Here is a 6,500-nt window from a genome sequence, read left to right as displayed (position 1 = left end):
CAAATACTCATGAGTATTTGCTATTTTTTCACAGAAAAAATCACAGGGGGCTTGGGGGATTCATCCACCAACAAGCAGGGTATCTAGGCACAAAGTGGCTAGCATTCCCATTGCTTGCCAAACCTCTGAAACGATGTGAGAAAGATTGTATTATGTTATAATACAATCAACGGAACAACGTGTCTTTCGTTAGAAAGCGAGGTGGGATTATGAGCGAACGTAAAACAATGATTGAAGGTAACGAAGCTGTCGGGAAAAACCAAATCCCCGACCGCAAGGCACCGAAACAAATTAGTTTTCGTGTGAGTGAATCCGAATATTCAAAGTTACAGGCTTCGGCTGTAACTTTGAATATGAGTGTGCCTTTGTTTGTTAAAAACAAAGCACAAGGGGCTCGATTAGTGGCGCCCAAATTAGACAAAGTCACGCGCCAATCGATGGCCAAAGATATGGGTAAGTTGGGTAGCAACTTAAACCAAATCGCGAAAGCTTTAAATACGTATGGCGAACGCGCAAATATGGAACAAATGCAACAAGATATCGCCATCATGCGTGAGGAGTTGAATCATATATGGCAACAACTAAAATAAGTGCTACGAAATCAACATCACGAGCCATTAACTATGCAGAAAAACGCGCTGAGGAAAAAAGTGGTTTAAATTGCGACATCGATTATGCGAAAAGTGCGTTTAAAGCTTCTCGCGAAGTTTACGGTAAAACAGACGGCAACCAAGGTCATGTGATTATCCAGTCATTCAAACCAGGAGAAGTGACCCCTGAACAGTGTAATGCACTCGGTTTAGAACTAGCCGAAAAAATAGCGCCTGATCATCAAGTGGCGATTTATACGCATAGTGATACCGATCATGTACATAATCATATCGTGATTAATGCCATCAACTTAGAAACAGGGAAAAAATTCAATAATAATAAACAAGCACTTAAAGACGTCAGACAAGCAAATGATGTGGTATGCCGACATCATGGTTTATCCATTCCCAACAACCAAGCAGAGATGCGCTACACCCAAGCTGAACAAAATCTCATAGATAAAGGGAAATCATCATGGAAAAATGATATCCGATTAGCCGTTGATGAAACACAAGCGACAGATATGGAAAGTTTTCAAGAACAATTACGTCCGAAAGGCATCATTGTTGAACGTGTGACGGATAAAACCATCACTTATAGACATATAGAAGCAGATAAAAAAGTACGTGGCAGCAAACTAGGTGATATTTATGACAAAGGAGGCATTACACATGGCTTTGAAACCGAGAAACAACGTAGAAGAAGAAAATACGAATCAAAATCAACAACTCCTGAACGAACTCCAACAGATCAATCAACGCATAGACAATCTAGAACAACGCTTAACTGGTCATCTTTCGACCAATCAACCCAAGCCCTCTTCAATGAACGAAAACGTCGTGAACGAGCTGAAAGAGCAGAACGCGAAGCTCGGGAACAGGATGATCGAGCTCGAGCAGCGAGAGCAAAACAGATCGAATCAGAACCAACAATTAGTAAGCGAACTAAAGGCTTCGACCTCGAACTTTAAAAACTACTTAGATAAAACAGAAACCAAAGTGATTAAAATTTCCAATCAAATGTTAGCAAAAATTGATACCAAACATATAACTGAGGATGTCGCAAAGGCGTTTAGACAAGAAAAAGATGGGATGTATGAGGATCTTAAAGGGATTCGAATGGCCAACCAAGAACATCATGAAGTATTGAACAACAGTTTAAAAGAAAATCAAAAGTTGAATAGTACGTTTAAATCAAGTATCAAAAGTATGACGCATGGTATTGGTGCCCTATACTTCGTTATTTTATTAATGGCCTTAGTTTCCATTGTGACTGGTCCGATTGGAAACGTTTTAGGTATTGATATCATGTACAGTGCCTTACATCATACGATTACACATACACAATCAGTATGGGGCTACTTATGGTATATCGCTTATATCGTCCCTTATATACTCTTTATTTTAGTTTTATGGGCTTGTTTAAGTCTTTTAAGACTATTTGAAAAGTAAAAGTTAAAAAATTATTAAGTCAGTAAATAAATAGGCATTCATCGATTTTATCGATGAATGCCTATTTCAAAAAGAACGTTATTTCTATATAATATCAAGACAAGAAGAAACTCGTTTTCACTCGTTTCAAAAAAACAAAAAGTGTATCCAATAATTGAATACACTTTTTAAATCTAATAAGTCTTAACATTTCTTAATTTATACGCTTTCGAAGAAATATTAGGTAAAGCATATGGAGCAATTATGTGAGAACCTGGATCATATATAGATTTTTTACTAGCTCCATATTTATAAGCAGGAGGTTTTAATAATGAAATACTTAAAAAGCATTATTCCCTATATATTAGCCATTTTACCTATCGAATATATAGCCTTATCAATGGACTATTACACAGGTCAAATCTGGGGATATATAATATTTACAATCATTTCAATCGGAATAGGAATATATATATATATATTCAAATTCAAAAAAATCATATACATATTATTAGTAAAAGTATTAGGTATGCTGCTTTCATGGTCATCTACAAATTTATTTATAAATATTTATAATTCAGGTAGTTACTTCAAACCATTTAACGCATCAAGCTTTTCAATATTATTAAGTATTATAAGCTTAATAATATTATCCCTTACTTCCTTGTTAATCTATTTCTCATCCTCTAAACGCGATTAAATAAAATTTAAGTAATAAATAATCTAATTGCTTTATTCCAATTGCTTTATTGACGTTGAGCCTCTGAACCCTTAACAATCCCAAAACTTGTCGAATGGTCGGCTTAATAGCTCACGCTATGCCGACATTCGTCTGCAAGTTTAGTTAAGGGTTCTTCTCAACGCACAATAAATTTTCTCGGCATAAATGCCCACACTACTTTTTATCTAATTCATGCCCAAACATCGCTCCAAATATAACACCACAAAAAATTCCTAATGATATACCAATTACAGTTCCCATTAGAAAAGTTAATATTGCAGATAATATTAACGAAAATATTATTGGAAAAATTAATGCATTTATATTTCTTTTTAATAAACCAACCAAGTAATACTCATCTCCTTTTAATGCTAATTCCTTCAAAATCATTCATTCTTTACCAATCACACACATAATAAAAATCAATATAACTGTTGTCGAAATGAAATTCTTAAAATAATAAATATCAGCCAAAAAAACATAATCCGATATAGTTAAGAGTAAAAAAATAATAATAAAAAATACAAACGCTAAAAAGAAATCCTTAAACAATAAAATCACCTAATTCTCTATATAAAATTTTGAAAATCAAAAAACTTAGCATAAATACGTCAATTTCCTTTGTCTACTCAGTAGACCCAAATAAATAATTTTAAATATCCAAGGGCGCACTTACACACCCAAAAAGGTGTGGTGCTAAAAACAAAATTTGCGTGTGATAATCCAATAACATTATTTCGCATTTTAAGGGGGCATTTTAAAGATTTAGGGGTAAATCATATAGTTTTATACCTAAAAAGGTATATAAGCTCTTAAAACGCAAATATGAGCCAAATAAATATATTTTAATTACACCAACTAAAATTTGAGCAAAACCAGTGACTAATTTTTTAGACACTGCCCAGTTATATGCAAATTTAAAAATTAACATGAAAATTGGGCAACCATGCCGATTGAACGCTATAGTTCCCGCAGGGGCAAAAAAACATAAAAAAACGCTAGCTTTTAAGCTAACGTTTCAAATCTTTTAAGTAATAATTTTGTTTTTCAAAATTCCAAATTGCCGTAATTGAATGTGCTTTTTCTTCTTCGTCTGTTGTTTTATCTTCGTCACTTGTATTAATCAAATTGCCATCTTCAGAATCGTCTAAATTTAAAATTTTATGTTTTTGTTTAAGCAAACCACCATAACTCAACATGCGTTTTCGGTATAAACCTTTTTCCAAATCATTTACGATTTCTTGATTTCTTTCATCATCATCAGTTAAAAAATCAGATGACTTAACCGAATATTTTGAGGTTTCTTTGATTGCTATAAGATTATCTAAATTATTGGTTAAAGATATTATGTTGTTTCATGTTTTGACGACGCATATTAAGTGCGTGTATTTCTTCAAGTTCAACTTTAATCGATTGCATTAAATATCCTTGCATAGCTTCAACGGTTTCATTTTTTTGTAGCAGCATCGCTTTAAAACGTTTCAACACACTTACAATTTCAAACTCAACATCTTCTAAACGATAATAGGTATCATGTGTATTATTAAATGATTTCTTCCCTTTGAGTAATATACTTTTAATAATTCGTATTTCTCTAATTTCAAATTTACTTAAATAGCCTTGAAGTTGTTGCGGCAATTCTTCAAGGACTTGGAACTTAAGCGCCTCATTATTAAATTCAGTTTGTTGATGATTTGTATGATCCGAATGATCATGACTTATTGAATTATTATATATATCATTCATATCATACGTATCATTATTCTCAGTCTCTATATAATCAGTATTACTTAAGTCAGTATCATTAGGGTCTAATTTTTGGGATTCTGGACTCCCATTTTTTGGGATTCTGGACTCCCGTTTTTTGGGATTCTGGACTCCCAAAAAATGGGAGTCCTTGCTATAACTTGATTCATCCTTGTTTACAGTGCTATTTTGTATTTCTTTTTCAATATTTATATTTGTTTCAATTTCATGAAGGTATAGTTTGTTTGGTCGATTAAAGCCAGTTTTAACTTGTTCTAATAAACCTACTTCTTGTAATTCTTTTTTAATTTTAGTTATTGTATTTTTACTTTTATCTAATACTTCTTGAAGATTTTCATTTGTAAAAATAAAATATATATCTCCATTTTGATCTATCCAATTATTTTTAATAGATAAACTTACTCTATCATTAAGAATTGCATAGGTAACTTTTGCACTATCACTTAGCTTTTTATATTTTTCATTGATAAATAATACTTTGTGTAGCATATAGAAATTTTGACTGGCCTGATTTTTTATGTTTTTTCTAGACATAATAAAAACCCCTTTCCTATTCTAATTTTGGATAGAGGTAATAAAACATTACAAGAACACATAAATTTTTTGCTTGCACTTTGATGATATAGTTGTATATAATACAGATATCAAAATATTTATAAACGTGCTGCAACGTTTTATTACCAAACCCCGACTATTACCAGTAGTTGGGGTTTTTGTTGTATTAAGGTTATTATAGCACTTTGAATAAGCTTATAAAAGAGGGAATGTAGGGTTATCAAGGGTTTATAAAATCTTGATAAATACCATCAACCTTTTATAAATATTTGACAAAAGGTTGATGGTATTTTCGTTTTTTCATTTATCAATTGCTTTATTAACAGTCATGATAAGCTTATAATATTTTAAAAAGGATTGATAAATATTTTAAAAAGGGTTGATGGTATGAAAAGTGTGAAAATGTTGAGTGAAGAATTAGGGGTTAGTAAGCAAACGATTTTCAATAACATTAAACGATTGAATATAGAGACAATAAAACAGGAAAACACTTCGTTTATTAAAGAAGATGGCGACATAGAGAAAATCATTCAAAGAGTAAATAAAAATAAAAAGAAATATGGTTTTGAAAGTGCTACTGAAGACAAACAAAAAAAAGAGTCGGATAATATTAATGTTGAATCCAAAAGTGATACTCAAATAGTAGAAATCCTTAAAAATCAGATTGATACTTTGAATGATCAAATTGAAAAACAAGAAAGTCGTCATGAAATAACAATTGAATTCTACAGAAAAGAGTTGCAGGAAAGATCAAAATTGCTTGAGAATCAGCAAGTTCTAGCATTAGAGAGTAATAAAAAGATTCAAAAGTTAGAGAATCAATTAGAGGAAGAGAGACAGCTTAATTATTCCTTTGATACATCTGTTAATGATAGACAAAACGTCGATGCACAAGAAGCAAAATATACTAATGATTCTGTAAATATTAATCAATATCAGGAAAAAGAAACAGAGGTTCCACACAAGGATATATCTGAAAGTAAAAGCGATAAAATTATGCAAGAAGAAGCACAAAAAAAAGATGTTCCATCTAATCCAAATGACAACGATACTGATATAGACGAAAAGGGTGAAGAAACGAAATCTAAAAAAGGCTTCTGGAGCCGTTTTTTTGGTGGCTAATAATAGTTTAAAAGATCATATTCATTAAATAAATGCTACAAGTTGAATAACTTGTAGCATTTATATTTGTATCATCGGAACTTCTGATAATCATTTTCATTTTTAAATGTAAGTTAATTTATCAATAAATTTGGACATAAAATTTATTTTTTAATGATATAGTATAGCAATATTGCTATTTGAATAAAGTTATATAACCTATATAATGAGGATGAATAATTAGAAGAAAGGTGAATTTAATGAAAAAGTTAAGGTATAATAATTTAAGTAATAAAACCAGATTAAATCATCAATTTAAATTTTCTACTATGGCC

7 protein-coding genes and 1 pseudogene are annotated in these 6,500 nt (G+C 31.3%); 5 read left to right on the top strand and 3 right to left on the bottom strand.

What is annotated here, in order from left to right; genetic code table 11:
* Positions 1-209 precede the first annotated feature (209 nt).
* The 4 genes from ACF91D_RS25795 (at position 210) to ACF91D_RS25780 (ending at position 2,721) form a co-directional block, all read left to right on the top strand.
* On the top strand, positions 210-590 hold the full coding sequence (locus ACF91D_RS25795) for a plasmid mobilization protein (RefSeq protein WP_119605236.1): 381 nt from the start codon (positions 210-212) through the stop codon (positions 588-590).
* Positions 572-1,561 carry a relaxase/mobilization nuclease domain-containing protein gene (locus ACF91D_RS25790; RefSeq protein WP_107545149.1) on the top strand — a complete coding sequence of 330 codons (990 nt, stop codon included), beginning with the start codon at positions 572-574 and terminating at the stop codon, positions 1,559-1,561. Before ACF91D_RS25795 ends, ACF91D_RS25790 begins: the two co-directional genes overlap by 19 nt.
* Positions 1,562-1,589: 28 nt before the next feature.
* Positions 1,590-2,042, top strand: a complete 453-nt coding sequence (locus ACF91D_RS25785; RefSeq protein ID WP_318758374.1) for a DUF334 domain-containing protein — start codon at positions 1,590-1,592, stop codon at positions 2,040-2,042.
* A gap of 310 nt (positions 2,043-2,352) precedes the next feature.
* Positions 2,353-2,721 (top strand): hypothetical protein, encoded by a 369-nt coding sequence (locus tag ACF91D_RS25780; RefSeq protein WP_119605234.1) that lies wholly within the window; start codon positions 2,353-2,355, stop codon positions 2,719-2,721.
* Between the two features lie 195 nt (positions 2,722-2,916).
* On the opposite strand, the gene ACF91D_RS25775 is transcribed toward ACF91D_RS25780, so the two are convergent.
* The 3 genes and pseudogenes from ACF91D_RS25775 to ACF91D_RS25765 form a co-directional block, all read right to left on the bottom strand.
* The gene (locus ACF91D_RS25775; protein ID WP_142921741.1) at positions 2,917-3,126 is read right to left on the bottom strand and encodes a hypothetical protein; all 210 of its coding nucleotides are present in this window, start codon (positions 3,124-3,126) and stop codon (positions 2,917-2,919) included.
* Positions 3,127-3,752: 626 nt separating this feature from the next.
* Positions 3,753-4,055, bottom strand: a pseudogene (locus tag ACF91D_RS25770) (protein rep); the annotation flags it as partial.
* Between the two features lie 16 nt (positions 4,056-4,071).
* Positions 4,072-5,043 (bottom strand): replication initiator protein A, encoded by a 972-nt coding sequence (locus ACF91D_RS25765; RefSeq protein WP_119605232.1) that lies wholly within the window; start codon positions 5,041-5,043, stop codon positions 4,072-4,074.
* Between the two features lie 408 nt (positions 5,044-5,451).
* Here ACF91D_RS25765 and ACF91D_RS25760 point away from each other — a divergent pair, with 408 nt between their 5' ends.
* Entirely contained in the window at positions 5,452-6,186 is a 735-nt protein-coding gene (locus ACF91D_RS25760; protein WP_107548787.1) for a DUF536 domain-containing protein, read from the top strand.
* Positions 6,187-6,500 lie beyond the last annotated feature (314 nt).

The organism is Staphylococcus sp. 231237_7MaSpsaltlick, from assembly GCF_043107035.1.
Note: the sequence above shows the minus strand (reverse complement) of the source record. Positions and strands in the feature narration are given on the sequence as shown.

Excerpts from the sequence above, each read along its gene's own strand:
- ACF91D_RS25765 (WP_119605232.1), bottom strand. The coding sequence starts at position 5,043 with ATGTCTAGAAAAAACATAAAAAATCAGGCCAGTCAAAATTTCTATATG.
- ACF91D_RS25790 (WP_107545149.1), top strand. The coding sequence starts at position 572 with ATGGCAACAACTAAAATAAGTGCTACGAAATCAACATCACGAGCCATT.
- ACF91D_RS25780 (WP_119605234.1), top strand. The coding sequence starts at position 2,353 with ATGAAATACTTAAAAAGCATTATTCCCTATATATTAGCCATTTTACCT.
- ACF91D_RS25795 (WP_119605236.1), top strand. The coding sequence starts at position 210 with ATGAGCGAACGTAAAACAATGATTGAAGGTAACGAAGCTGTCGGGAAA.
- ACF91D_RS25760 (WP_107548787.1), top strand. The coding sequence starts at position 5,452 with ATGAAAAGTGTGAAAATGTTGAGTGAAGAATTAGGGGTTAGTAAGCAA.